This window comes from Pseudomonas syringae, from assembly GCF_021606685.1.
Lineage (GTDB): Bacteria > Pseudomonadota > Gammaproteobacteria > Pseudomonadales > Pseudomonadaceae > Aquipseudomonas > Aquipseudomonas syringae_R.
Map to the genome: position 1 here is coordinate 98,594 of NZ_WKCB01000007.1, position 24,238 is coordinate 122,831.

Annotated in this window: 26 protein-coding genes and 1 tRNA gene; 14 read left to right on the plus strand and 13 right to left on the minus strand. The window is 59.7% G+C overall.

The window, feature by feature from the left end:
* The first annotated feature begins 35 nt into the window (after positions 1 to 35).
* The 8 genes from GIW02_RS04930 (at position 36) to GIW02_RS04965 (ending at position 6,096) form a co-directional block, all read left to right on the plus strand.
* On the plus strand, positions 36 to 515 hold the full coding sequence (locus tag GIW02_RS04930; protein ID WP_236421787.1) for a translation initiation factor 2: 480 nt from the start codon (positions 36 to 38) through the stop codon (positions 513 to 515).
* A 161-nt stretch (positions 516 to 676) separates the two neighbouring features.
* The gene (locus GIW02_RS04935; RefSeq protein WP_236411798.1) at positions 677 to 931 is read left to right on the plus strand and encodes a YkgJ family cysteine cluster protein; all 255 of its coding nucleotides are present in this window, start codon (positions 677 to 679) and stop codon (positions 929 to 931) included.
* 77 nt (positions 932 to 1,008) lie between these two features.
* The gene (locus GIW02_RS04940; RefSeq protein WP_236411797.1) at positions 1,009 to 1,614 is read left to right on the plus strand and encodes an START domain-containing protein; all 606 of its coding nucleotides are present in this window, start codon (positions 1,009 to 1,011) and stop codon (positions 1,612 to 1,614) included.
* Positions 1,615 to 1,717: 103 nt separating this feature from the next.
* The gene (locus GIW02_RS04945) at positions 1,718 to 1,954 is read left to right on the plus strand and encodes a hypothetical protein (protein WP_236411796.1); all 237 of its coding nucleotides are present in this window, start codon (positions 1,718 to 1,720) and stop codon (positions 1,952 to 1,954) included.
* A 213-nt stretch (positions 1,955 to 2,167) separates the two neighbouring features.
* Complete coding sequence (locus tag GIW02_RS04950; RefSeq protein WP_015885395.1) at positions 2,168 to 2,509, plus strand: ribonuclease E inhibitor RraB; 342 nt, start codon at positions 2,168 to 2,170, stop codon at positions 2,507 to 2,509.
* A gap of 423 nt (positions 2,510 to 2,932) precedes the next feature.
* Complete coding sequence (locus GIW02_RS04955; RefSeq protein WP_236421788.1) at positions 2,933 to 4,342, plus strand: circularly permuted type 2 ATP-grasp protein; 1,410 nt, start codon at positions 2,933 to 2,935, stop codon at positions 4,340 to 4,342.
* Positions 4,343 to 4,345: 3 nt separating this feature from the next.
* Positions 4,346 to 5,296 (plus strand): alpha-E domain-containing protein, encoded by a 951-nt coding sequence (locus GIW02_RS04960; RefSeq protein ID WP_236414914.1) that lies wholly within the window; start codon positions 4,346 to 4,348, stop codon positions 5,294 to 5,296.
* Positions 5,293 to 6,096, plus strand: a complete 804-nt coding sequence (locus GIW02_RS04965) for a transglutaminase-like domain-containing protein (RefSeq protein ID WP_236414916.1) — start codon at positions 5,293 to 5,295, stop codon at positions 6,094 to 6,096. Before GIW02_RS04960 ends, GIW02_RS04965 begins: the two co-directional genes overlap by 4 nt.
* A 129-nt stretch (positions 6,097 to 6,225) precedes the next feature.
* On the opposite strand, the gene GIW02_RS04970 is transcribed toward GIW02_RS04965, so the two are convergent.
* Positions 6,226 to 7,032, minus strand: a complete 807-nt coding sequence (locus GIW02_RS04970) for a c-type cytochrome (protein WP_236414926.1) — start codon at positions 7,030 to 7,032, stop codon at positions 6,226 to 6,228.
* A 648-nt stretch (positions 7,033 to 7,680) separates the two neighbouring features.
* On the opposite strand from GIW02_RS04970, the gene GIW02_RS04975 reads away from it, so the two are divergent.
* From GIW02_RS04975 to GIW02_RS04985, 3 genes are all read left to right on the plus strand, one after another.
* The gene (locus GIW02_RS04975; RefSeq protein ID WP_236414928.1) at positions 7,681 to 8,886 is read left to right on the plus strand and encodes an acetyl-CoA C-acetyltransferase; all 1,206 of its coding nucleotides are present in this window, start codon (positions 7,681 to 7,683) and stop codon (positions 8,884 to 8,886) included.
* Between the two features lie 16 nt (positions 8,887 to 8,902).
* Positions 8,903 to 11,050, plus strand: a complete 2,148-nt coding sequence (locus GIW02_RS04980) for a 3-hydroxyacyl-CoA dehydrogenase NAD-binding domain-containing protein (RefSeq protein WP_236414937.1) — start codon at positions 8,903 to 8,905, stop codon at positions 11,048 to 11,050.
* A 215-nt stretch (positions 11,051 to 11,265) separates the two neighbouring features.
* Positions 11,266 to 11,991 (plus strand): amidotransferase, encoded by a 726-nt coding sequence (locus GIW02_RS04985; RefSeq protein ID WP_236414939.1) that lies wholly within the window; start codon positions 11,266 to 11,268, stop codon positions 11,989 to 11,991.
* On the opposite strand, the gene GIW02_RS04990 is transcribed toward GIW02_RS04985, so the two are convergent.
* From GIW02_RS04990 to GIW02_RS05000, 3 genes are all read right to left on the minus strand, one after another.
* A complete protein-coding gene (locus GIW02_RS04990) occupies positions 11,988 to 12,959 on the minus strand; it encodes a magnesium and cobalt transport protein CorA (RefSeq protein ID WP_236414949.1) in 972 nt (323 codons plus the stop codon). The genes GIW02_RS04985 and GIW02_RS04990 overlap by 4 nt on opposite strands.
* Before the next feature lie 155 nt (positions 12,960 to 13,114).
* Positions 13,115 to 13,837 (minus strand): 1-acylglycerol-3-phosphate O-acyltransferase, encoded by a 723-nt coding sequence (locus GIW02_RS04995; protein ID WP_236414960.1) that lies wholly within the window; start codon positions 13,835 to 13,837, stop codon positions 13,115 to 13,117.
* A 212-nt stretch (positions 13,838 to 14,049) separates the two neighbouring features.
* The gene (locus tag GIW02_RS05000) at positions 14,050 to 14,742 is read right to left on the minus strand and encodes a crotonase/enoyl-CoA hydratase family protein (RefSeq protein ID WP_236414974.1); all 693 of its coding nucleotides are present in this window, start codon (positions 14,740 to 14,742) and stop codon (positions 14,050 to 14,052) included.
* A gap of 320 nt (positions 14,743 to 15,062) precedes the next feature.
* Between GIW02_RS05000 and GIW02_RS05005 the strand changes: the two genes are divergently transcribed.
* Positions 15,063 to 15,152: transfer RNA gene (locus GIW02_RS05005), tRNA-Ser, on the plus strand.
* An 85-nt stretch (positions 15,153 to 15,237) separates the two neighbouring features.
* On the opposite strand, the gene GIW02_RS05010 is transcribed toward GIW02_RS05005, so the two are convergent.
* The 6 genes from GIW02_RS05010 to GIW02_RS05035 form a co-directional block, all read right to left on the minus strand.
* Positions 15,238 to 15,507 carry a short-chain dehydrogenase gene (locus GIW02_RS05010; protein WP_236414975.1) on the minus strand — a complete coding sequence of 90 codons (270 nt, stop codon included), beginning with the start codon at positions 15,505 to 15,507 and terminating at the stop codon, positions 15,238 to 15,240.
* Between the two features lie 237 nt (positions 15,508 to 15,744).
* The gene (locus GIW02_RS05015) at positions 15,745 to 16,785 is read right to left on the minus strand and encodes a DMT family transporter (protein ID WP_236414977.1); all 1,041 of its coding nucleotides are present in this window, start codon (positions 16,783 to 16,785) and stop codon (positions 15,745 to 15,747) included.
* A gap of 49 nt (positions 16,786 to 16,834) precedes the next feature.
* Complete coding sequence (locus tag GIW02_RS05020) at positions 16,835 to 17,170, minus strand: hypothetical protein (protein ID WP_236414979.1); 336 nt, start codon at positions 17,168 to 17,170, stop codon at positions 16,835 to 16,837.
* An 89-nt stretch (positions 17,171 to 17,259) separates the two neighbouring features.
* Positions 17,260 to 17,613, minus strand: a complete 354-nt coding sequence (locus tag GIW02_RS05025; RefSeq protein ID WP_236414981.1) for a gamma-glutamylcyclotransferase family protein — start codon at positions 17,611 to 17,613, stop codon at positions 17,260 to 17,262.
* A gap of 17 nt (positions 17,614 to 17,630) precedes the next feature.
* Positions 17,631 to 18,290 carry a M24 family metallopeptidase gene (locus GIW02_RS05030; protein WP_236414982.1) on the minus strand — a complete coding sequence of 220 codons (660 nt, stop codon included), beginning with the start codon at positions 18,288 to 18,290 and terminating at the stop codon, positions 17,631 to 17,633.
* Between the two features lie 143 nt (positions 18,291 to 18,433).
* The gene (locus GIW02_RS05035) at positions 18,434 to 18,787 is read right to left on the minus strand and encodes a DUF2784 domain-containing protein (RefSeq protein WP_236414984.1); all 354 of its coding nucleotides are present in this window, start codon (positions 18,785 to 18,787) and stop codon (positions 18,434 to 18,436) included.
* Between the two features lie 108 nt (positions 18,788 to 18,895).
* Here GIW02_RS05035 and GIW02_RS05040 point away from each other — a divergent pair, with 108 nt between their 5' ends.
* On the plus strand, positions 18,896 to 19,585 hold the full coding sequence (locus tag GIW02_RS05040) for an HAD-IA family hydrolase (RefSeq protein ID WP_236414986.1): 690 nt from the start codon (positions 18,896 to 18,898) through the stop codon (positions 19,583 to 19,585).
* Between the two features lie 131 nt (positions 19,586 to 19,716).
* Here the strand turns inward: GIW02_RS05040 and GIW02_RS05045 are convergent, their stop codons facing one another.
* Positions 19,717 to 20,463 carry a 3-oxoacyl-ACP reductase family protein gene (locus tag GIW02_RS05045; protein ID WP_236414988.1) on the minus strand — a complete coding sequence of 249 codons (747 nt, stop codon included), beginning with the start codon at positions 20,461 to 20,463 and terminating at the stop codon, positions 19,717 to 19,719.
* A gap of 126 nt (positions 20,464 to 20,589) precedes the next feature.
* Between GIW02_RS05045 and GIW02_RS05050 the strand changes: the two genes are divergently transcribed.
* Positions 20,590 to 21,513: a LysR family transcriptional regulator gene (locus tag GIW02_RS05050; protein WP_236414990.1), complete on the plus strand. Its 924-nt coding sequence runs from the start codon at positions 20,590 to 20,592 to the stop codon at positions 21,511 to 21,513.
* A 133-nt stretch (positions 21,514 to 21,646) separates the two neighbouring features.
* Here GIW02_RS05050 and GIW02_RS05055 read toward each other — a convergent pair whose 3' ends face one another.
* Positions 21,647 to 22,375, minus strand: a complete 729-nt coding sequence (locus GIW02_RS05055) for an aspartate/glutamate racemase family protein (RefSeq protein ID WP_236414992.1) — start codon at positions 22,373 to 22,375, stop codon at positions 21,647 to 21,649.
* 13 nt (positions 22,376 to 22,388) lie between these two features.
* Entirely contained in the window at positions 22,389 to 23,918 is a 1,530-nt protein-coding gene (locus tag GIW02_RS05060) for an NCS1 family nucleobase:cation symporter-1 (protein ID WP_236414994.1), read from the minus strand.
* Positions 23,919 to 24,238 lie beyond the last annotated feature (320 nt).

Sequence of the window (24,238 nt, forward strand, 5' to 3'; positions counted from 1 at the left end):
GCATATGGCCTTCTGCCGTTAATGCTGTTGGCGATATGACTTCGATTGTTCGTGCTGCTTTGGTGATTGGCCTGTTAAGCCTGTGTAACGTCAGCACTGTGCTGGCGGCAACGCCTGTGACTGGCAGCAAGCCTGCGGCCAGCGCAGCGCAGAAGGCCCCGGCAAAAAAACCGGCTACGGCCCAAAAAGCCCCGGTCGCCAAGAAAAAAGCCGCCACGGCGAAAAAACGCACCCCCTCCAAGTCAGCGCAGGAGGTGGCACAAACCCAATTGCCACCGGCACAGTTGGATCTGTCCCTGCCTTCGGACATGGTCCGGCACTTGCAACCGTTGGGCACAGCCCCCAAGCCCAAGAGCGTGCCGCTGCTGCCACCGATGTTTGGTGAGAAGCCCACCGACAACAGCGCGTTCCAGATCAACGGCCGCTTGCTCAGCAATGAAATGAAGCTGCAGCTGCGCAATGAAGAGCGCCGTGACGTGGAAGGCGCCGCGTTGGAATTCGAGTTCAAGCAGTAAACCTTTCTGTAGGTGTGACGCCGTTGCTCGACCATCTGTCGCAGACTGGTCAGTCACGTTTGTTTTGTGCGAAAAACCCCTGTTAGACCATTTTAAAACGGCTGTTTAAGGGCGTACTCTAGCCCGGCCATCCACATTGAGTCGTCGAGGACCTGCTGGTCATGAAATGCCGTGAAGGCTGTGGCGCTTGCTGCATCGCCCCCTCCATCAGTTCGCCATTACCCGGAATGCCGCAAGGCAAACCGGCGGGCGAACGCTGCCTGCACCTGTCGGTCGAACAGCTTTGCCAGCTATTCGGGCAACCGGAGCGCCCGGCGGTGTGCAGTGATTTCAAGGCGGATATCGAGGTCTGTGGCAACGACCAGGCCGATGCGATCCGCTTGATCGGCTGGTGGGAGCAGATGACGGCGGCTTGATGGGCTTTACTATCGGAAATTACTTTGGAGCTTGCTCCGGAGCTGACTTCAGAACTTCGACAATAAGGAATACAACAATGGGTTCGCTGAAACGAATGGCTGTGTTGTGCGGTTTTACAGTGTTGTTTGCTGCCACTGCCCAGGCTGAAGATTGGCAAGTCGCCAAGGATGAAGACGGTATCAAGGTGTCCCTGAGCGAAATTGCCGGCTCCAAATACAAGGCCTATCGCGGTGTGACCACGATCAAAGCGCCTGTCGCAAAAATCGTCGCGCTTCAGGAAGACGTCGCCGGTGCCTGTTCCTGGATCCACGAGTGCAAGTCCCAGAAGCTGGTGGATAAAAAAGGTGACGAGAGTTGGACCTACACCCAATTCAAGGCCCCATTCCCGGTAACCGATCGCGATTCCTACCTGCATATCACCACCACCAAGGCGGCCGACGGCACGCTGACCCGTGAGCTGGAAGGGGTGCCTGCCTACAAGCCGGAAGAAAAAGGCTACGTACGTGTTGCCCAGGTTGAGGGGTACTGGAAACTCGTGCCCAAAGGCGACAACCAGACCGAAGTCACCTACCAGGTGCACACCGAGCCAGGCGGCAGCGTGCCGTCGTGGCTGGCCAACAAGTTCGTGGTGGACGCGCCGTTCAACACCTTGAAAGCGTTGAAAGAACACGCGGAAAAATAAGCGCAGTTGATCAGGTGCCTCCGGCCTTGGGTGGAACGTTTGGTTAACCCTCAAGGTCCAGATACATGTGAGCCCACACACGGGCTTTATCGAGGAGGCACCGATGCAAACGTGGCAAATTACCTTCGTTGATGATCACGGCGTGCAGTCCGTCGAGCAGTTCACCTGCGAGCACAAGCCCAGCCTCGAAGATGCGGCACACATGATTCGCAACAAACTGGTGCCCGTCGCCGCTGAGCTGGACCTCAATGACCTTGAGGGCCGCAAACCCGAGCCAACGGTCAAGATTCTCAAAGACCAGAACAGTATCCAGATCCTCGACATCTCTCCCGCCGTCTGAACATTCCCTGTATGCCATTCATGCACCTCTGGTGGAGGTGAAAGCTTCGCGCTACTCTGCAAGTGAGATCAGCGAATGATTCGCTAAGGTCTGGTCTTGTCAGCTACATGCTTGTTTTCCAGCGGTAAGGTCATTGCCGTACAGCTCGCGCCAGCAGGGCGCGAGTGTAGGGAAGCACGGAAAGTCTATCCATCGGTACTAGGAGGACGTTTCATGAGCACAGCCTATCAAGAAGACATCAGTACCAACGTTCTGCGCCGCATGAAAGAAGGCGGCTTTGACTTCTCGCGTTTTCACCCCATCGAGTTCTACGCCATATTCCCGGATGAGGAACGTGCGCGCAGGGCTGCGGGTGAGTTTCGTGGGGAATCCCTGAATGCCCAGGTCAGTGCGCGCGACGATGGCGCCTGGTACCTGGAGCTGAGCAAGATCATGTTCGCAACCTACGACGGCATAGGAGACTTCGAGCAGGACTTTGAGGCGGTGGTCGAGCCTCTGGGCGGCATCATCGAGGGATGGGGCGTCAAGCAGGAGGTGCGTGGGTTACCGATGTAATTCACTGCATGTAACGACATGAGAAACGCAGCGTATCGGCTGACCTTTGGGTCGGCCGATTTTGTTTGTGCGGCGGGAAAACTATTCGGAACTTGTAAGCGTTTTTTCAGCACCAAAAAAAAGCCACCCAAGCAGGGTGGCCTAAAGGGAAGAGCGGTGCGCTGAAGCTGTAGGACTGATCCTGTTCAGCAGATGGTGGCGATTATCCGCAGCCGCAGCCGGGCAGTGAAATCAACTCTGACTATGCTGTTGATAGTCAAAGCCCGCATTGCGATGGAGCATGTCGGGGGGCACCGGGCATTCTGCGCACCAGGACGGTGCGATCAAAACCCTTTGGTTATTCAACTCACTGATTGTTAAGTGTTTATGCCGCTGGCACGGGCCTTGCGATGGTTCTTGCGTCCGGGTGACAAGGAGTTCGGCATGATCCGCACTTATTACGATGAAATGTACGACGGGGCAGGGCAGGTGCGTCCCCATTACCGCGAGTTCGCCCGCTGGTTGGCTGACACCCCGGCAGAACTGCTGGCCCAGCGTCGGCGCGAGGCCGATTTGCTGTTTCACCGCGCCGGCATCACCTTCACCCTGTACGGGGACGAGCAGGGCACCGAGCGCCTGATTCCCTTCGACACCATCCCCCGCAGTATTCCCGCCAGCGAGTGGCGGATGGTCGAGCGCGGCTGCATTCAACGGGTCAAGGCCCTGAATATGTTTCTCGCTGACCTGTACCACGAGCAACGCATCATCAAGGCCGGCATCATCCCTGCCGAACAGGTATTGGCCAACGAGCAATACCAGCTGGCGATGCAGGGGCTCAACCTGCATCGCGATCTGTATTCCCACATCTCCGGTGTCGACCTCGTACGCGATGGCGACGGCACTTACTACGTACTCGAAGACAACCTGCGTACACCGAGCGGCGTCAGCTACATGCTCGAAGACCGCAAGATGATGATGCGCCTGTTCCCTGAATTGTTCGCCGCCCAGCGTATCGCGCCCATCGACCACTACCCCAACTTGCTGCTCGACACCCTGAAAAGCTCCAGCCCCCTGGATAACCCCAGCGTGGTGGTGCTGACGCCCGGGCGCTTCAACAGCGCGTTCTTTGAGCACGCCTTTCTGGCACGGGAAATGGGCGTGGAGCTGGTAGAAGGCGCCGACCTGTTTGTACGCGATGACCGCGTGTTCATGCGCACCACCGACGGCCCCAAGGCCGTCGATGTGATCTACCGCCGCCTCGACGATGCGTTCCTCGACCCGCTGGCCTTCAACCCGGCCTCCATGCTTGGCGTGCCCGGCCTGCTCGCGGCCTATCGCTCGGGCAATGTGGTGCTGGCCAACGCGATCGGCACCGGGGTGGCGGATGACAAATCGGTGTACCCCTTCGTCACCGAGATGATCCGTTTTTACCTGGACGAAGAGCCGATCCTGCAAAACGTGCCTACGTTCCAATGCCGTAAGCCCGACGAACTGTCCCACGTGCTGGCCAACCTGCCAGACCTGGTGGTCAAGGAAACCCAAGGGTCCGGCGGCTACGGCATGCTGGTCGGCCCAGCCTCTACGGCAGCGGAAATCGAAGCCTTCCGCGCACGCATCAAGGCCAAGCCCCACGCCTATATTGCGCAACCGACCCTGTGTTTATCCACCTGCCCGACCTTTGTCGAAAACGGCATCGCCCCGCGCCATATCGACTTGCGCCCGTTCGTGTTGTCGGGCAAGGAAACCCGTGTGGTGCCCGGCGGCCTGACGCGCGTGGCGCTGCGCGAAGGTTCGCTGGTGGTCAACTCGTCCCAGGGTGGCGGCACCAAAGACACCTGGGTGGTCGAGGATTGAAATATGTTGAGTAGAACTGCCTCGGATTTGTACTGGATGTCGCGCTACCTGGAGCGCGCGGAAAACCTCGCGCGCATGCTCGACGTCAGCTATTCGCTGTCGCTGATGCCTCAGGATGGCCGTGGTGATGGCCTGCATGAACTCGCCATGCCGTTATTGATCACCGGCACGCTGGATGACTACCGCGAACGCCATGGCGAACTGCACGCCGAACGCCTGCTGCACTTTTTTGCCCTGGATGCGGCCAACCCGGCCAGCATCTACAGCTGCCTCGGTGCCGCGCGCGCCAGTGCCCATGCCGTGCGTGGGCGAATAACCGCCGACATGTGGGAAAACATCAATGCTACCTGGCTGGATATTCGCGATATCACCCAGCAGGGCTTGAGCCGCTATGGCATGAGCCGGTTCTGTGAGTGGGTCAAGGAACGCTCGCATCTGTTTCGTGGCGCTACCTACGGCACCATCATGCGCAACGACGCCTTCCGGTTTATCCGCCTGGGTACCTTCATCGAACGCGCCGACAACACGTTGCGCCTGTTGGATGCGCGCTATGAAATGGCTGGCGACCGGGCTGAAGCCGTCACTGACGGCACGGCCCACGCCTACTATCAGTGGAGTGCCTTGCTGCGAGCGTTATCGTCCTTCGAGGCCTACACCGAGATTTACCGCGATGCGCCCGGTGCCCGGCAAGTCGCCGAGTTGCTGCTGTTGCGCGCCGATGTACCGCGCTCGCTGCGTGCGTGCAGCGAAGAGATCGACCAGATCCTCGCCAGCCTGCCTGGCCTCAACGGCCGCCCGGCGCAGCGCCTGGCCGCCGAGATGGACGCGCGCCTGCGTTTTACCGCTATCGATGAAATTCTCGAGGAAGGCCTGCACGCCTGGCTGACCGACTTTATCCCCTTGGTCCGCCAGTTGGGCGACGCCATCTACAGTTCCTACCTGGAGGCGGCATGAGACTTTCCATCAGCCACGAAACCACCTACCACTACGAAGACCAGGTTCGCGCAAGCATTCAGTACCTGCGCCTTACACCCCACGACAGCGAGCGTCAGCATGTGCTCAGCTGGCAACTGGACCTGCCGCGCCCGGTGCGCGCCCAAGTGGACCCGTTCGGCAACATCCTGCACGTGTTGACCCTGGACGAACCTCACGACGCCATCATCATTGGTGCGCGCGGCCAGGTGGATATCGACGAGTTGCGCGAAGCCGAGCATGAGAGTCAATCCGCCTTCCCGTTCCTGCGTTGCACCCGTTTGACCGAACCCGACGAGGCGTTACGCGGTTTTGCTGAGCAGCACTGCCACCAGCGGCGTGACCGCACAGCATTGATCGACTTGATGCATGCCCTCAATCAGGCAATGGTTTACACGCCAGGCGCCACCGACGTCGACACCTGCGCCGCTGCAGCCTTCGCGGGGCAGGCGGGCGTCTGTCAGGACCACACCCACGCATTCCTGGCCTGCGCGCGCAGCCTGGGGATTCCAGCGCGGTATGTGTCGGGGTATTTGTACACCGAGGACAGCACGCACCTGGCCAGCCATGCCTGGGCCGAAGCCTGGCTGGATGACGCCTGGTACAGCTTTGACGTAACCAACCAACTGGCCCGCCCGGAGCGGCACCTGAAACTGGCCGTGGGCCTGGATTACCTCGACGCCTGCCCGGTACGCGGCATGCGCCGTGGCGGCGGGCATGAGCAGATGCATGCCAAGGTGTTCGTGGCACCTACGCCGGTGGTTTCCGTCCAGCAGCAATAGCTCGAGAACGATCGCGGTCGAATGTGGGAGGGGGCTTGCCCCCGATGGCAGTGCGTCAGCCAATTATGTGTAACTGACACACCGTCATCGGGGGCAAGCCCCCTCCCACATTAAAATTTTGCGCAAACCTCAGGGTTGCTGCTTACGCCCCGCCATATGCTTCAAATACCCCACCAACAAATCCAGCTCGCTGTCCGGCAACACACTGGCGGCGAACGCGGGCATCTTCGCCTGCGGCCAGTGCCGCAGGCTTTGCGGGTCACGGATATAGCGCTTGAGGAAATCGCCGCTGAAATACTCGGTGGGGTTATAGGGAATATTCAGGTCGGGCCCCACCTGCGCGTCCCCGGCGCCATTGAGCCGGTGACACGCCAGGCAATTTTTCTGGAACAACACAAAGCCTTGGTTGATCGGGTCATTTGCCGCCAGCCTGGGGTCGGGAAGCAGCGCGGGGAAGCGTTCGGCCACGGTCTTCAACTGCTTGATGGTGGAAATCTGGAAGGGCCACTGTTCAGGGCTGATATGCCCCGCTTGCGGGTTGGTCCACACCAGGTAGAACGGCCCGGCACTGGGTTTGCCCTGTGCCAATGCAGGCCAAGGGTGGTCCGGGTCTTCGACCGCAAGCCAGGCGCGGGCGCCGTTTTTTTGCAGTAAAGGGGCGGCCGTCAGTTCGGCAGCGAACCCATCAAGGGCCACGGCTTGCAGATGGTTTTCCGGCGTGAGGCCGGGTAGGAGCACCGCTAACGGCACTGCGCGATACGTCATGGTGCGCTTGTAGGAAACGTCATCGACGATCTGCACAGTTTGCGCATCCGGATGCGTGAGCAGGTCGGCGGTCTGCCAGGTCTTGCTGGCGTGATCGAGTTCGATGCTCAGTTGTGCAGCCGCAGCCGGCAGGCTGATAAGCAGGGCGAGCAGGGTAAGGAAGGATTTCACGCAGGTGGCCCGAGACGAAGTGACGATAGGGCTCACCTTAGCGCAAATCCGCACGCAAAACGGCAGCCCCTGCAACAGGACCGCTTTACGCAATGTCCCGGCAGGTGCTGCCAAAAATTGCAGTCCTGATGCTGTGGATACACAGAAAGTGTGGGGTAGCGGGTCACCCAATAACCTTGGTTAAATTGGGCAAGATCAGAATCAGTGTGGTGGCGAAAAGAATAAGTCCCGCCTGACGTACTTTCGAATGTTTGAACATGGCTGACTGCCTTTTGTTGTTATTCCTGAGCGTCAAATGCGTGCCGGTAGATCGAGTATGCCGATATGACGTGTCGCTTTTCTTACAGTTGCTCCAGCAAAACCCGGCAGCAACATCCTACTGAGTGAACCTTAGAGCCCTCGTTCTGCGTGGCTTAGATCCATTTCATATCAGCTCATCAGCATTTCTGCTAAAAACGTAATGAGGCCTATGGCCATCTTGGCGCCAATGCCTTGGCTAGACAGCTAAAACGATTAACCCGGCGATTCTCTTAGGTGGCTACCGTTCGTCCGAGTGTGGCGGTCAAAAGCATTGAGCGCATCCGTCATTGAAACCGTGTCAATCGGGCCTAAGGTAAGGGCACACCTGCACAGCCGTTCGAGGATGTCATGACCCAAGCTTTGATCTTTGATGCCATACGTACGCCCCGAGGCAAAGGGAAGGCCGACGGCGCTTTGCACAGCGTCAAGCCGGTCACCCTGGTGGCCGGTTTACTCACCGCGCTGGCGCATCGCAGCGAGCTCGATACCCAGCAGGTGGATGACATCGTGCTCGGCTGTGTTACCCCGGTGGGCGACCAGGGCGCCGACATCGCCAAGACCGCCGCGCTGGTGGCGGACTGGGCCATCAGCGTCGCCGGCGTGCAGGTCAACCGCTTCTGCGCTTCAGGCCTGGAGGCCGTCAACCTCGGCGCGATGAAGGTGCGCTCCGGCTTTGAAGACCTGGTGGTGGTCGGCGGCGTCGAGTCCATGTCCCGCGTGCCCATGGGCAGCGACGGTGGCGCCTGGGTGCTCGACCCGCACACCAACCTGCACAGCCACTTCACGCCCCAGGGTATTGGCGCGGACCTGATCGCCACCCTGGAAGGCTTCACCCGTGAGGACGTCGATACCTTCGCCCTACACTCGCAGCAGAAAGCGGCCAGGGCTCGTGCAGACGGTTCCTTCAACAAGTCACTGATCGCGGTGCAGGACCAAAACGGCATCGTGCTGCTCGACCATGACGAATTTATCCGCGGCGATTCCACGCTCGAAGGCCTCGGCAAACTCAAGCCCAGCTTCGAGATGATGGGCCAGATGGGCTTCGACGCCACCGCGTTGCGCGTCTACAGCCATGTAGAGCGCATCAACCACGTACACACACCCGGCAACAGCTCCGGCATCGTCGACGGCGCAGCACTGATGTTGATCGGCTCCGAAGCCAAGGGCCGCGAACTGGGCCTGCAGCCGCGAGCGCGCATCGTGGCTACGGCAGTCACCAGCACCGACCCGACCATCATGCTCACGGGGCCGGCACCGGCCACGCGCAAAGCCTTGGCCAAGGCAGGGTTGCGCGTCCAGGACATCGACCTGTTCGAGGTCAACGAAGCGTTCGCCTCGGTGGTGCTCAAGTTCATCCAGGACATGCGCGTCGACCCTGCGCGGGTCAACGTCAACGGCGGTTCCATCGCCATGGGCCATCCGCTGGGCGCCACCGGTTGCGCGATCCTCGGCACCCTGCTCGACGAGCTCGAGGCGCGCCAGCAGCGCTACGGCCTGGCCACCTTGTGCGTCGGCGGTGGCATGGGCATCGCTACCATCATCGAACGCCTCTGAGCCCAAGGAACCTGTCATGACCCAAGCCATTCGTTATGAAAAAGGCCAGGACCAGATTGTGGTGCTGACCCTCGACCTGCCTGGCCAGAGCGCCAATACCATGAACGGCGTGTACCGCGAGGCCATGGCGGCGACCGTCTCACGTCTTGAGGCGGAAAAGGATGACATCGCCGGTGTGATTATCACCTCGGCGAAAAAGACATTTTTTGCCGGCGGTGACCTCAATGAACTGATTAAGGTCGACAAAGCCCACGCCAAGGCCTTTTACGATGGTGTGGGGGGGCTCAAGGCGCAACTGCGGCGCTTGGAAACCCTCGGCAAGCCCGTCGTCGCGGCGATCAATGGGGCGGCGCTGGGCGGCGGCTGGGAGATTTGCCTGGCGTGCCATCACCGCATCGCGCTGGATGACAAATCGCTGCAGCTCGGCTTGCCGGAGGTGACCCTGGGCCTGCTGCCGGGCGGCGGCGGGGTGGTGCGCATGGTGCGCATGCTCGGGCTGGAAAAGGCCTTGCCGTATCTGCTGGAAGGCAAAAAAGTCCGGCCGCAACAGGCGCTGCACGCTGGCCTGATCAATGCGCTGGCGGCGGACCGCGCCGAGTTGCTGGCCAAAGCCCGGGCCTGGGTGCTGGCTAACCCGCAGGCCAGGCAGCCGTGGGACACCAAGGGTTATCAGATCCCAGGTGGCACGCCGTCGAACCCCAAAGTGGCACAGATGCTGGCGATAGCGCCGTCGATTCTGCGCAGCAAGACCCAAGGCTGCTTCCCGGCCCCGGAGAAAATTCTGTGCGCCGCCGTGGAGGGCGCACAGGTGGACTTCGACACGGCGCACCTGATCGAAACCCGCTACTTCACCGAGCTGGTCACCGGGCAGGTGGCGAAAAACATGATCGGCACGTTCTGGTTCCAGCTCAATGAAATCAACGCCGGCAGCTCGCGGCCACAAGGTTTTGCGCCTTACGTCACGCGTAAGATCGGTGTGCTTGGCGCCGGAATGATGGGCGCCGGGATCGCTTATGTCAGCGCCTGCGCGGGCATCGACGTAGTGCTCAAGGACGTCACGCTGGCGGCCGCCGAGAAGGGCAAGGCGCACTCGGCTGCGTTGCTCGACAAGAAGGTCGGTCGTGGGCAACTGACCGCCGAGCAGCGTGAAAGCACCCTGGCGCGGATTCATCCTACGGCCTCCGATGCCGATTTGGCCGGCTGCGACCTGATCATCGAGGCTGTGTTCGAAGACCGCGAACTAAAGGCCAAGGTGTCGGCGGCCGCGCACAGCGTGGTTGGCACCGACGCGGTGATCGCCTCCAACACCTCCACCTTGCCCATCAGCGGCCTGGCCACCGCCGTACCGGACCCAGGCAAGTTTATCGGCCTGCATTTCTTCAGCCCGGTGGACAAGATGCCCCTGGTGGAAATCATCAAGGGCGCCCACACCTCGGACGAAACCCTGGCCCGAGGTTTCGACTTCGTACTGCAAATCAAGAAAACCCCGATTGTGGTCAACGACAGCCGTGGCTTCTTTACCTCGCGGGTGTTCGGCACTTTCACTAACGAAGGCATCGCCATGCTCGGCGAAGGTGTGGCTGCACCGATGATCGAAACCGAGGCGCGCAAGGCGGGCATGCCGGTGGGGCCGTTGGCGGTGTCCGACGAAGTATCCCTCAGCCTGATGAGCCATATCCGACAACAGGCGGCGAAGGATCTACATGCGGAAGGTAAAGCCGTGTCGACGCATCCAGCGACAGCCGTGATCGACCTGTTGGTGCACGACTGCAAGCGCATGGGCAAGGCGGCGGGTGGCGGTTTTTACGAATACCCGGTGGGCGCGCAAAAGTACCTGTGGCCTGAACTGAAAAGGCGCTTTGAGCAGCCCGGCCAGCAAATTTCACCGCAGGACGTGCGTGACCGCTTGCTGTTTATCCAGGCCATCGAAACCGTGCGCTGCGTCGAGGAGGGCGTGTTGATGTCCACTGCGGACGCCAACGTCGGGTCGATTTTCGGGATTGGCTTTGCCGCCTGGAGTGGCGGTGCGCTGCAGTTTATCAACCAGTATGGCTTGAACGACTTTATCGCCCGGGCGCGCTACCTGGCCGAGCACTATGGCGAGCGCTTTTTGCCACCCGCACTATTGTTGGAAAAAGCTGCGCAGGGAGCACTATTCGTCTGACCGAATCGCCATATCCTGCGCGATAGAGAACCCATGTGGGAGCGGGCTTGCCCGCGATAACGGTGCGTCAGCCGATGCCCATATCGGCTGATATGACGCCATCGCGGGCAAGCCCGCTCCCACCGTGAGTCCCTAGGCGGGGCTTGCCTTGCAGGGGTGTTTCAAGGCAGGCTCTGGGGTGTGCATTATTCCCATCACCGTGTCAGGTATTTTTTATGTCGCTACGCGTCTGTATCCTGGAAACCGATATCCTGCGTCCAGGCTTGATCGATCAATACCAAGGGTACGGGCAGATGTTCAAGCGCCTGTTCTCCAAGCAGCCGATTGCCGCCGAGTTTGTCGTGTACAACGTGGTGCAGGGGCAATACCCGTCGGACGACGAAGTGTTTGATGCGTACCTGGTAACCGGCAGCAAGGCCGACTCCTTCGGCACCGACCCCTGGATCCAGACCCTGAAAACCTACCTGCTCGAACGCTATGAGCGCGGCGACAAGTTGCTGGGTATCTGCTTCGGCCACCAGTTGTTGGCGCTGCTGCTCGGCGGCAAGACCGAGCGCGCCAGCAAAGGCTGGGGTATGGGCATCCACGACTACAAACTCGACGCCAAGGCGCTATGGATGAGCCCAGAGGTGCCAGAGCTGACGCTATTGATCAGCCATCAGGACCAGGTCACCACCTTGCCGGAAAACGCTACGGTCATCGCCTCCAGCGATTTTTGCCCGTTCGCCGCGTACCACATCGGCGACCAAGTGCTGTGCTTCCAGGGCCACCCGGAGTTTATCCACGACTATTCACGTGAGTTGCTGGAAATTCTTCAGACAACTCTCGGCGAAAAGGTCTACACCAATGGTGTCTCCAGCCTGCAGCGCGACCACCACGGCGTCACCGTCGCGGAGTGGATGATGCGCTTTGTCGGCCACAAGCCGGAGGCGCGGGTTTAAAGCCAGCCCGAGCGTTTGAAACTGGCCCACAGGCTCGTACACCCCAATGCAATAAACCCGAGCACCGCAAAATAGCCGTAGTGCCATTGCAGCTCGGGCATGTTCTGGAAATTCATCCCGTAAATCCCCGCCACCGCCGTCGGGAACGCGAGGATCGCCGCCCAGGCGGCGAACTTGCGCTGCACCACACTCTGGCGCGAAGCCTCCAGCAGCACACCGATCTCGATGGTCTGGCTGGCGATATCGCGCAGCGTGGTGAGGTCTTCCATCTGGCGCGTTACGTGAATCTGCACATCGCGGAAATACGGGCGCATGTTCTTGTCGATAAACGGGAAGCTCAGCTTCTGCAACTCCTGGCTGATCTCCACCATCGGCGCCACATAACGCTTGAGCCGCAACACGTCGCGGCGCAGGCCGTGGATCTTCTGGATGTCACGCTCGCTCAACGAACTGCACAGCACATTGCGCTCCAATTCATCGATCTCGGCGTGGATGGCTTCGCTCACCGGCTGATAGTTCTCGGTGACGAAATCCAGCAGCGCATAGAGTACGAAATCTTCCCCATGCTCCAGCAATAGCGGACGCGCCTCACAGCGTTGACGCACAAAGCCGTAGGACGCTGAATGACCGTTGCGTGCCGTGATGATGTAACCATTGCCGGCAAAAATATGGGTTTCGATAAACTCCAATTTGCCGTTTTCGCGCACCGGTGAGTAGGTGACGATAAACAGCGCATCGCCGAACGTTTCCAGCTTGGGGCGGCTGTGTTTTTCCAGCGCGTCTTCGATGGCCAATTCATGCAGGTTGAACTGGCGTTGCAGGTTGGCCAGCTCCTGGGCGTCGGGTTCTTCCAGGCCGATCCACACAAAGTGACCGGGTTTGGCGGCCCAGGCCGCGCCTTCATCGAGGGTGATATCAGTGATTTTCTTACCGGCGCTATAGACGGCGGCCGCAACAACTCTACCCATGGTGCTGATCGCTTCTTATTGGGAGGACAGGTGTTGGGCAGCTTAGCCTGAATGACGTTCCCTTGTAGTCGTCCCCGCAGCACGCTTTTTGTGGCGAGCGAGCTTGCTCGCGCTGGGGTGCGAAGCGCCCCCAATGGCTACAAGTGCGCCGGCGCTCAGGCGGTTTTCAACTCTCTATCCATCCCCGCAATGCATGCATCCATCTGCGCCTGACACGCCTCCATCAACGCCGGAATGTCATCCGCAGTCAGGCCAACCGTAGGAATGGGCGGCAGCGAGCGTATGAGCACATCACCCGCGTTCCAGCGATTGAGCTGCATATGGGTGACGTAGTTGCTCGCACACACCTGCACGATAGGCACACCGGCGGCAATCGCCATGTGAAACGCACCTTTCTTGAACGGCAGCAGGCCCTTGCCCAGGTTGCGCGTACCTTCAGGGAATACCCAGATCGATGTGTCTTCGTGCTGCAAGGTGTGGGTGGTGGTGAGCATCGCGCGGCGCGCCTTATGGGCATTGCCGCGGTCGATCAACACATTGCCCGACAGCCAGAACAACTGACCGAACAGTGGCACCCATTTCAGGCTTTTTTTGGCGATACACACCGTGCGGCGGGGCACCACGTTGCCGAATACAAACAGGTCATAGTTGGATTGGTGGTTGGCGATGATCACGCAGGTGCCGGGCTTGTTGCGCAGCGAATCCACATCGGTCTTCACCTTGAGCCGCAGCAGCCACATGGCGGGCACGGCATACAGGCGAGCGCACACGCGGCTGTTGTCCGGGTTGAACGGCCGGCACATTCCGACCAGCACGCCCAGCACGCCCGCGATCATAAAGTGCAGGCCCATCAACAACATACGCAACAAAAAAAGCATCGACGCGACCTATCCGGACAAAGGGGCGCGCAGTGTACGGTTGTGCACTGTGTTCGGCAATTACCCGGGCAGTGGTAGGAGATAGGCGATGTTTAAGTGCATGTTTCAACATCTGCCAACACAAGCAGGCTAGAGCGGCTGAAGCTGAATCGGATTTTTGAGTAAGAAAAAGCCCGACTCAAGGTCGGGCTCTTCTATGTAAGCAGTAAGGCTTAGCTCAGGATGTGACCCTGGTCCTGGATGATTGCATCGTCCAAGGCGTCCAGCAGCGCCTTACGGACTTTCAATTTGGTGTGCTTGTGCGCATTCATATTGAGCTTCTTCAACTGACGCGCCGCTTCCAACGCGGCCGCCTGCAGCTCCTCCGGTGCCACCACCTTGTCGAGGAACCCCGCACCCAGTGCGCCTCGCGGGTCGAACATCTCGGCATTGATTACCGATCGATGAAACGCCGACTTGCGCAGGCGATCGCGCGCCAACTCGATACCGGCGTGGTGCATGGTCATGCCAATCGCCACCTCATTCAGGCCGATGCTGAACGGGCCTTCCACCCCAATCCGATAATCCGCCGACAACAGCAAAAAGGCGCCCTTGGCCACCGCATGCCCAGGGCACGCCACAATCACCGGGAACGGGTGCGACAACAGGCGACGCGCCAACGTCGAGCCCGATGTCACCAGCCCGATTGCCTCTTTAGGGCCGGCGGTCATCACCTTCAAATCATAACCACCCGACAGAATCCCCGGCGTCCCGGTGATGATCACAACCGCGCGGTCCTTCTCGGCCTGATCCAGCGCTGCATTAAAGGCACTGACCACATCGGGAGAAATGGCATTCACCTTGCCGTTGCTCAAGGTCAGGGTCGCGATACCGTCTTCGAGGTGGTAAGCAATCAACTCACTCATGACGCGGTTCCTTGTAGGACTTGTTATAGAGGTATGCAGCAGACGTTACCCACCACGCCCGACTTGGTAAAGCGCCGTGACTGACTACCCAGTCAGACTTTTCCCGCAGGGGCAGGGCCGAACAGCCCGACGCACGGCACAACAACCGCCCCAGCCCCATGCTGCCGATGCCCAAGAATGGCAGAATCGCCCCCCCTTGCCGGGCATGTACCGGCATAACCGTCTAACCGCATGAAAATTCTCAAAAAAACCTTTGCCATCAGAAAGGCTTTCGACTACATTAGCGCGCCTCGACAGACTGAACTGGTTTGACGAGATACGGTGAAGTGTCCGAGTGGCTTAAGGAGCACGCCTGGAAAGTGTGTATACAAGAAATTGTATCGAGAGTTCGAATCTCTCCTTCACCGCCAAATTCGATGTAAACAAAACCCCTGGTTTCGAGAGAAACCAGGGGTTTTGTGATTTCTGGGGTTTGAAAATTCAACCTTTATCAGTTCACGCGCTTGGCATATCCATGCGTCGCCCAATGACGTCCAGCAAGTCGCAGCCATCCCGCAGCGGTATTGAGCACAGCAACGCGAAGTCACTGAGCACAACCGCATCACTACAGATTTCACTACGTAGTGCGAGGTTCTCCAGGACTTGGGTGACGGCACGAAGCCGATAGCTCGCGGCGTCGAAGAGTATTTCCAGGGGGACGGTGGTGTCGACAAAAATTGCAGGGGTGGCGCTGTCGTTGCTGGTGAGGGCCATGTATTGGTTCATGCGTGACTCCATTTAGACAAAGAAAAAACAACGAAGCTTTCACGGGTCAGTGCCAAAAACGGCAATCGCCTAGAAATAACGTCGTTCACATTCCGTCTTGTTTTCGAGTCGCCAAACCCGGCCACTCATCAGAGCGACCGGGCGACTATAGGTTTGGCAATTTATAAGCGGAAGGCCGACGCTTCCGAATTGGACGTAGGACGTTGCCAAAAAACCTTTTTACGGTGAGCCCACCCCTCAATGCCTATGCCGATGATGCACATCCGGAAAATGCACATGGCTATGCCTCACCACGTCGTGCACATGCACATGACTATGCGGCACCTCGGGATCCCACTCAAACCCATGCTCATGCTGATGATGCTCATCATGCACATGCCGGTGCCCGTGTTCCGTAGCCTCATGCAGATGCTCATGCGCGTGCCGTTCGGTCAGGTGCAGCCACACCCCTACGGCCATCAGTGCCGACGCCAGCCAGAACGCCATTGTCACTGACTCACCCAGTAACAGCAGCGCAATCGCGGCCCCCAAGAACGGCGCGGTAGAGAAGTAAGCCCCCGTGCGTGCACTGCCCAGCCCGCGTAGCGCCAGCACAAACATGACCAGGCTGATGCCATACCCCAGAAACCCAACCAGCAGGATGGGCGCCAGTTGTGTTGCGGCTGGTAGCTGCGCACCGAGATACAGCGCCAATCCGCAATTCACCAGACCCGCAATCAACCCCTTGGCCCCTGCTAGAAACAATGCGTCAGACGCAGACACCTTGCGCGTCAGGTTGTTATCAATCCCCCAGCACAGGCAGGCGACGGCGACCGCAAACGGGCCGGTCCAGTCGTGGATGGTTCCGCCACCCTCGGACGATGACAGCACCAGGCCGCCCAGTACTATCGCGAGCATCCCGAGGATTATGCGGCGATCGGCGTTCTCCCTGAACACCACCCAGGCGATTACGGCGGTCAGTACCGATTCAAGGTTGAGCATCAGGGAGGCGGTGGCGCCGGCGGTGCGGGCCAGGCCGAACATCAAGGCGACGGGGCCGAGGATGCCGCCGAAAGCGATGGCGCCGATCAGCCAGGGCCATTCGGAGGGGGGCAGGCCAGTGGGTTTCCAGCCGCGATCACGGATAAGGCGTACAGCGGCGAGGCCGAGGCCGCTGCCGAGGTAAAGCAAGCCGGCGAGCAGTATGGGCGAGAGGCCCAGCCCGAGGTGTTTGGCGAGCGGGGTGCTGGCGCCGAACAGGGCGGCGGCCGCGAGGGCATAAACGATACTGAGGTTCATGGGCTGCCCTCGAGAGTTCAGCCCATGATACGTGGTAAATCCTGTGGATTTACTGCGCGGTTTTCAGCTTAACCACATCACCCGAGATCTTCGTGGTGTAGCCGCTCAATACCCATGCCCAGAACCATTTTTCCTGCACTTGGGTGTTGATCAGTGCGTCGCCGCCTTTGGCCTTGATGGCAGCTTCCTGGGCGCGGACGAAACGGCTGTTCTGGCCGATTGGGATGACGCCGAAGAGCATGATGCCGGTGGCGCTGGCTTCGCTGTGGCCCAGCACGGTGTATTGGCTGCTGTCGTATTGCGGGGATTTGATGGCGGTGCCGGTGCAGCCTGCAAGTGCGAAACCGAGAACTGCTGCTGCAACCACTTTACTGACGTACTTCACTGAGTAACTCCATGGACTAAAGCCCGAGATTCAATTCTCGGGGGGCGACACTCTAATCGCTCACGTATCAGATTGAAAATACTGGCCACTCAGGCCTGCACATACACCCACGCCGTGAGCCCCGACGCCAGCGTTACCGAAACGCGCTTGTAGTCCGCTACTTCGTACGCATCCGCTGCGGCCAATTCCGCCGCAGTCACCTCAAATACCATCCCTTCAACCTGGGTGCCGCGCGCGGTAGAAGGCGCGACAATCGGGTGATGAGTCTTGCCACTGCTCGCCAGCACGTGAGGGTCGGTAATTTCTACCCAGCTTTGCGAATAACCCAGCATGGCGTCGTGCCGGCCTGTGAGTTCCCGGCCGAAATTGGCCAGTTGTACCGCTTTGTCCTGCAAGGTGCCGTAGGAAAACAACAGGACGGAGGGTTCGTTGGAGCGTGTCATTGGTGATCCTTAAAAAGTCAGGCAAGCAGGTCTTCATAAAACGCGCCGTAGGCCTTGCTCGGGTGGGCGATCTGGATTTCGAGGATCCACAGCCCGGTATTTGGGTAGTGTTCGAAATCACCCAGGTCGCCGCCACGGTGGATGGCATGGGGGAAATCGCTGACGCGGTGGCCCTTGATGTCGAGGTTGAGTTGCCAACCCATGGCCAAGGCTTGTGCTTGCGCGTAGCGGTAGAGTTCGAGGCCGACGACCTGTTCGTTTTTCCAGCGCGCTTGCACGCGCTCGAACAGCTCTTTGGCGGCGCTGGCGCAGGCGCGCATTTGCGGGTCGTTGCCGGTGGTGAATGTCGCGCCGGCGTCGCCTTCGTGGCCTTGCCACACGGCGCCCATGTCGATGAAGAAAATATCGTTGTCGCCCAGCACCGGGTCGCCTTCGGAGCGCTGGTTGAACGCCTTGAGGGTGTTGGCGCCGAAGCGCACCAGCAGTGGGTGCCAGATGCGTTGCATATTAAGTTCGGCGAGCACCTGCTTGCCCAGCTCGCGGGCCTCGGACTCAAGCATGCCGGGGCGAATGCGCTGGGAGAGTTGTTCGATGGCTTGCCAGGTCATGGCCTGGGCGTAGCGCATGGATTCAATGCTGTAGGCGGCGCCCACGGCTTCTTTGGGTTGTGCGGACACCGGTTTTCCTCGCGTCGGATTAGCAAAAGGCGTTATGACTTTTACTATATAGCGACGCACTGGAAGAGCCAACGCACAAAGGTGGTGTGCGTCGACGTTTTAGGTCGATGAGCACTGTCTTGCAGGTGAGCCCCTGCTTGCATCTAACGCCGGATCAACCGTGTATACACCGCGATATTGATCGCCAACACCAGCGAGCCCAGCACCAACTGAATGTTCGGGGTCAGCCCCGCCGGGTAGATCAGTGTGAGGATGTAATGCTCGATAAAACCACCGCCATAACCGTCCTGCCCTGCGAGGTGGCGAAACAGGTTTTCCCAGCGGGTCAGCGGGCAGGGCAGGTGGAACACTTCGACAGCCACGCCCCAGGCGGCGGCGGGCAGGTGCAGCCAGATAACCGGCCGCCACTTGAGGGCCAGCAGCCCGCCGAACAGCACGAACAGGATGAAGCTCAAGTGGAACAGCACCAGGCTGTCTGCGGCTAGACGGTAGAGCATTGTGCGCACTTCAAAAAAAGAGGTGCACAGTCTAAAGGGTTGCTCGCGGGTAAGCGTGGCCGTTATTGTGCTGAATCCTTTTAGTCTTCCCCCCAGGGTTTTGTAGTGATGAATGCACCGCGTACTGCAGTCGGTCCGATCAAGGCCGTGATTTTTGATATGGACGGGTTATTGCTGGATACCGAAGGCATCTACACCCAAGTCACACAGATCATCGCTGAGCGTTACGGTCGTACCTACGACTGGGGGATCAAGCAGCACATCATTGGCCGTGGGGCGCAGGATCTGGCCGATTACGTGGTCAAGGCGCTGGACCTGCCGATTACACCGGCTGAGTTTCTGGCGATCCGCGAACCCTTGATGAGCGAGCGTTTCCCCAAGGCGCTGGGCATGCCCGGTGCCGAGGCGCTGGTGCGGCACTTGAGCGCGCACAACATCCCGATTGCCGTGGGCACCAGTTCGTCGCGCAATTCGTTTGGCCACAAGACCACCTTGCACCGCGAGTGGTTCGGGCTGTTCGGCACCATCGTTACTGCTGACGACCCGGAAGTCGGCGCCGCCAAACCTGCGCCGGACATCTTCCTCACGGCCGCTCGCCGCCTGGGTGTGGCGCCGGAAGATTGCCTGGTGTTCGAAGACTCGCCCTTTGGCGTGACCGCCGCCAAGGCTGCTCACATGACCGCCATCGCGGTGCCCGATGAGGCGATGGCCGACAGCAAATACCACCACGCCGACCAGATCATCCGCAAACTCGCGGATTTCGACCTGGCCGCTTACGGCTTGCCGCCAATGTCCTGATTCAACCCGGTCAAAATGTGGGAGGGGGCTTGCCCCCGATAGCAGTGGAACAGTCACAACTAAACTGGCTGACCCACCGCCATCGGGGGCAAGCCCCCTCCCATATTTGGTTTTGCAGGGTTCCAGAACTATCAGGCGCTGAAACCACCGTCGATGGTCAGGCTCGCACCGGTTATGTACCCAGCCTCAGGTCCCGCCAGATACGCCACAAAGCTGGCGATCTCTTCCACATGCCCGTAACGGCCCACCGCCATCAACCCGATCAGGCTTTCGGCAAAATCACTGTTCGCCGGGTTCATATCGGTATCCACCGGGCCAGGCTGCACGTTATTGATGGTGATACCGCGCGGGCCCAAGTCCCGTGCCAGGCCTTTGGTCAAACCGACCAGCGCCGCCTTGCTCATGGCGTACGGCCCGCCACCGCCAAATGGCATGCGTTCGGCGTTGGTGCTGCCGATATTGATCACTCGACCGCCGTCGCCCATATGCTTGGCGGCTTCCTGAGTGGCGATGAAGACGCTGCGCACGTTGATCGCCAGCGTCTGATCGAAGTCTTCAAGCTTGAACTCGTCCAGCGGTGCGATGGCCAGAACGCCAGCGTTGTTCACCAGGATGTCCAGGCGGCCAAAGGCTTCGACGGTGGCATTGACTGCGTTGCGAATCGCCGTGGCGTCGGCGCTGTCGGCGTGAATCGCGAGGGCTTTGCCGCCTTGGGCGATCACGCTGTTCTGCAACTCTTCAGCCTTGGCGGCTGAGCTTACGTAAGTAAACGCGACGGCTGCACCCTGCGCCGCGAGGCGCTTGACGATAGCGGCGCCGATGCCGCGGGATCCGCCTTGAATCAAGGCGACTTTACCGTTGAGGTTCTGAGTGGTCATGTCGATCTCCTGGCTGTTCAAGGCGGGATGCCTTGGTGTTGGAGCCGAGTATCGACCTCACCCACCCAGGCCGGTAGACCGTGATTGCTATAGTCTGTGTAAACCAAAAGTTTGGAATGGGGTGATATGGAAAGCTTTGGCAGTATCGAATGCTTCGTGCGCAGCGCCGAGGGCGGTAGCTTTGCCGAGGCTGCGCGGCACCTGAGCCTGACCCCGGCGGCGGTGGGTAAAAGCGTCGCCAAGCTGGAAGCGCGCCTGGGCGTGCGGTTGTTCCAGCGCAGCACTCGGCGGCTAACGCTGACCGAGGCTGGCAAACTGTTCCTTGAAGAAGTCGGCGCCAGCCTCACCACCATCCAGAATGCCGTGGCCAACCTGGCCAGCGCTGAAGGGCGGCCGGTCGGCACACTCAAAGTGAGCATGGGCACGGTGTTCGGCAATCGTTATGTGGTGCCGCTGCTGGGGGCGTTCATGCAGCGCTTTCCGGATATCAGCCCGGACTGGCATTTCGATAACCGCCAGGTCGACCTGATCGGCCAGGGCTTCGATGCGGCCATCGGCGGTGGTTTTGAACTGCCCCAGGGGGTGGTGGCGCGTAAGCTGGCACCGGCGCATCGAGTATTGGTTGCAGCGCCTGGCTACCTGGCGCAACGCCCTGCGGTGCTGGAGCCCGAGGACTTATCACGATGCCACGGTATCCTCATTCGTTCACCGCAGACCGGTCGCATACGTTCCTGGCAATTGACCAGCCGCGAGCGCGAACATCGCCCCCTCGTGCTTAGCGCCGGCATGACCATGAGTGATTCAGAAGCGGCCTGCTGCGCCAGCGCCCAGGGCCTGGGCATTGCGTTGGTGAGCATGCCCATGGCTGTGCCGTTTCTCGACAGTGGCGAGGTGGTGCGGGTGCTGCCCGATTGGTACGTCGACGACGGCAATATTTCCATCTATTACGCCGAACACAAACTGCTGCCCGGCAAGACCCGGGCGTTTGTGGATTTCATCATCGAGCAGTTTGTTGAGCAGAAACTGGGACGCCGCTTCAGCGCTATCTAAAGCCAGGCACACATTCAAAATTTGACAGGGGCGGTGCGACGATTCGACTTGCCCCGATGAGGGAGTGTCAGCTGGCTGATTTATTGCTGACCCACCGCTATCGGGGGCAAGCCCCCTCCCACATTTTTGATCTTCAGTGGCCAAACTTTCCCGGCCAGCCGATGATCTTCTTTGGCCTTGGCGTCGCATAAGTCCGAATCTTCGACGTCGACAACCCCAGTCGCACCAGCGATTCGGCAATGGTCACCGCGGCCGTCACGCCATCTACCACCGGCACGCCGGTACGTTGGCGAATTTGCTCATCCAACCCGGCCATGCCGCCGCAGCCCAGGCAGATCACCTCGGCCTTGTCCTCGCTGATGGCCAGTTCCGCCTGCCTCACGATGGCTTCCATCGCGGCCAGCGGGTTTTCTTCCAATTCCAGCACCGCCATGCCGCTGGCCCTCACCGAGGCGCAACGCTGGTACAGGCCGGCGAGTTTCAGACGGTCCTCAATCAGCGGCACGGTGCGGTCCAGGGTGGTGACCACCGAATAGGCATGGCCCAGGAACATCGCGGTACTGGCGGCAGCTTCGGTGATGTCCACCACCGGCACGTTCAACAATTCCTGCAGGCCTTCGCGGCCATGTTCGCCGTAGCCGGCCTGGATCACCGCGTCGAAGGGTTGGTCGTAGGCCATCACGCGGTCCATCACGGCGATGGCGGCCAGGTAGCTTTCAAAATTGCCTTCAACCGATTCCGCACCGAAATAAGGGGTGAGCCCGACAATCTCGGTGCCCGGTGCGGCCACGGCGCGCGCCTGTTGGGCAATGGTTTCAGTGATGGATTCGGTGGTGTTGACGTTGACCACGAGGATGCGCATGGAATGTCCTTGATTAATGACTGACGTTATCGACTGCAATGCTTTCGCCGCTGACATCGGCGTAGAACGGTTGGCGCTTGGCGATCAGCCGGTACAGCAAGCCTGCAATACCGGCGCCAAACAACCAGGAAAACGGCGAGACGCTGGCAAATCCCGGCAACAGCGCCAGCAGGATGGCGATCACGGCTGCAGGAATAAACGCCGCCACCGCGCGCAGATTGACCCCTCGGCTGTAGTAATAAACGCCATTCGGGTCCTCGCTATACAACTGCGGTACGTCGACCTGGCTTTTACGGATCAGCCAGTAATCGACCATGATTATTCCGTACAACGGCCCCAGCAGCGCGCCCAGGCCGGACAGGAAGTACACGATCACCAGCGGGCTGTTGTAGAGGTTCCACGGCAGGATCAGCACGGCCACGGTGGCGCTGATCAACCCGGCACGACGGAAGTTCAGGTACTTGGGCGCCAGGTTGCTCAGCACAAAGGCTGGCGCGACAAAGTTGGCCATGATGTTCACCGCCACGGTGACGATCAGGAACGCCAGGCAACCCAGCACAAGAAAGAAGGTATTGGGAATCGCTGCAATGATCTCGGTCGGGCTTTCGATCACTCGGCCATTGAGCTGGAATTGGCCACCGCACAGCAGCACGGTGATGGCCGCGAACACCAGGATATTCACCGGCAGGCCCCAGAAATTGCCGACCTGGATGGTTTTGCGGCAGGGCGACGACCGCGCGAAGTCGCAGAAATTGAGGATCAGCGTGCCGTAGATCGCCAGCCACAACGCGCCACCGGCAAAGATATTGCGCCACATCTCGCCGCCGCTCAGCGGCTCGCTGATCGACCAGGCGATGTTGCCGCCCGCCTGGAAGTACATCCAGCCAGCCAATGCAGCCACTGTCAGCAGAATCACCGGCCCGGCGAAGCCTTCATAGCGGCGCACCATCTCCATGCCGTAGGCCAGGATCACCAGTTGCACGAACCAGATCGCCACAAAGCATGCCCAGCCCAGGGTCGATAAGCCCAGGATCGAGTTGTGGTCGTAATCGGCAAAGCCCGGATGAATCGCGGTCAGCAACACGCGGAAAACCACCGAGGCCAGGTAAGTCTGGATACCAAACCAGGCAATCGCGATCACCGCGCGGATCAGCGCCGGAATTTGTGCCCCATGAATGCCGAAGCTGATGCGGCTGATCACCGGAAACGGGACGCCGGTCTTCTGCCCCATATACCCCGACAGGTTCATGAAGAAGTACACCAGCGCCGCGCCGATCCCCAGGGACAACAGGATCTGCCAGCCGCCCAGGCCGAGTGCATACAAGCCGATGGCGAACGAGTAGTTGGCGATGTTGTGCACGTCATTGGTCCACAGCGCGAAAATGCTGTAGCGGCCCCAGCGTCTGCCCTCAACCTTGGTGGGCGCCAGGTCCTTGTTGTGCAGGCGCGGGCTGAGCACCAACGGGCCGGGGCTCGCAGCCTCGGGGTTCAGGGCGGAGGAGGGCAGATCCAGTGCGATGTTATTCGAGAGGCTTGTACGCATTCCGGCAGGCTCCAGCACATCTGCAGGCGAATCGCAGATGGCAAAGTGTATGTAGGTTTTGTATTTATTGTATACAAAGAGTTTTCCTCACTAAGCCACATGCGTGCCAGTTTTCGATCTATGAAAACTGCCGGTAATTTCGTTTTTATCGGTTATTTGAATAAAATGCTGAATTTAAAGGGATATAAATTGACCGATCGAACAGCTATTTATTTTTGTTGCGCAGGGGGGCGGTTTGCGAGGGAGAGCGGTGAGCGTGGAGGGGTGTTACGTAATGGTGCGTTACTGGAGGGATTGCACACATAAATGGCACCGATGGT

Excerpts from the sequence above, each read along its gene's own strand:
- GIW02_RS04930 (WP_236421787.1), top strand. The coding sequence starts at position 36 with ATGACTTCGATTGTTCGTGCTGCTTTGGTGATTGGCCTGTTAAGCCTG.
- GIW02_RS04935 (WP_236411798.1), top strand. The coding sequence starts at position 677 with ATGAAATGCCGTGAAGGCTGTGGCGCTTGCTGCATCGCCCCCTCCATC.
- GIW02_RS04940 (WP_236411797.1), top strand. The coding sequence starts at position 1,009 with ATGGGTTCGCTGAAACGAATGGCTGTGTTGTGCGGTTTTACAGTGTTG.
- GIW02_RS04945 (WP_236411796.1), top strand. The coding sequence starts at position 1,718 with ATGCAAACGTGGCAAATTACCTTCGTTGATGATCACGGCGTGCAGTCC.
- GIW02_RS04950 (WP_015885395.1), top strand. The coding sequence starts at position 2,168 with ATGAGCACAGCCTATCAAGAAGACATCAGTACCAACGTTCTGCGCCGC.
- GIW02_RS04955 (WP_236421788.1), top strand. The coding sequence starts at position 2,933 with ATGATCCGCACTTATTACGATGAAATGTACGACGGGGCAGGGCAGGTG.
- GIW02_RS04960 (WP_236414914.1), top strand. The coding sequence starts at position 4,346 with ATGTTGAGTAGAACTGCCTCGGATTTGTACTGGATGTCGCGCTACCTG.
- GIW02_RS04965 (WP_236414916.1), top strand. The coding sequence starts at position 5,293 with ATGAGACTTTCCATCAGCCACGAAACCACCTACCACTACGAAGACCAG.
- GIW02_RS04975 (WP_236414928.1), top strand. The coding sequence starts at position 7,681 with ATGACCCAAGCTTTGATCTTTGATGCCATACGTACGCCCCGAGGCAAA.
- GIW02_RS04980 (WP_236414937.1), top strand. The coding sequence starts at position 8,903 with ATGACCCAAGCCATTCGTTATGAAAAAGGCCAGGACCAGATTGTGGTG.
- GIW02_RS04985 (WP_236414939.1), top strand. The coding sequence starts at position 11,266 with ATGTCGCTACGCGTCTGTATCCTGGAAACCGATATCCTGCGTCCAGGC.
- GIW02_RS04990 (WP_236414949.1), bottom strand. The coding sequence starts at position 12,959 with ATGGGTAGAGTTGTTGCGGCCGCCGTCTATAGCGCCGGTAAGAAAATC.
- GIW02_RS04995 (WP_236414960.1), bottom strand. The coding sequence starts at position 13,837 with ATGCTTTTTTTGTTGCGTATGTTGTTGATGGGCCTGCACTTTATGATC.
- GIW02_RS05000 (WP_236414974.1), bottom strand. The coding sequence starts at position 14,742 with ATGAGTGAGTTGATTGCTTACCACCTCGAAGACGGTATCGCGACCCTG.
- GIW02_RS05010 (WP_236414975.1), bottom strand. The coding sequence starts at position 15,507 with ATGAACCAATACATGGCCCTCACCAGCAACGACAGCGCCACCCCTGCA.
- GIW02_RS05015 (WP_236414977.1), bottom strand. The coding sequence starts at position 16,785 with ATGAACCTCAGTATCGTTTATGCCCTCGCGGCCGCCGCCCTGTTCGGC.
- GIW02_RS05025 (WP_236414981.1), bottom strand. The coding sequence starts at position 17,613 with ATGACACGCTCCAACGAACCCTCCGTCCTGTTGTTTTCCTACGGCACC.
- GIW02_RS05035 (WP_236414984.1), bottom strand. The coding sequence starts at position 18,787 with ATGCTCTACCGTCTAGCCGCAGACAGCCTGGTGCTGTTCCACTTGAGC.
- GIW02_RS05040 (WP_236414986.1), top strand. The coding sequence starts at position 18,896 with ATGAATGCACCGCGTACTGCAGTCGGTCCGATCAAGGCCGTGATTTTT.
- GIW02_RS05045 (WP_236414988.1), bottom strand. The coding sequence starts at position 20,463 with ATGACCACTCAGAACCTCAACGGTAAAGTCGCCTTGATTCAAGGCGGA.
- GIW02_RS05050 (WP_236414990.1), top strand. The coding sequence starts at position 20,590 with ATGGAAAGCTTTGGCAGTATCGAATGCTTCGTGCGCAGCGCCGAGGGC.
- GIW02_RS05055 (WP_236414992.1), bottom strand. The coding sequence starts at position 22,375 with ATGCGCATCCTCGTGGTCAACGTCAACACCACCGAATCCATCACTGAA.
- GIW02_RS05060 (WP_236414994.1), bottom strand. The coding sequence starts at position 23,918 with ATGCGTACAAGCCTCTCGAATAACATCGCACTGGATCTGCCCTCCTCC.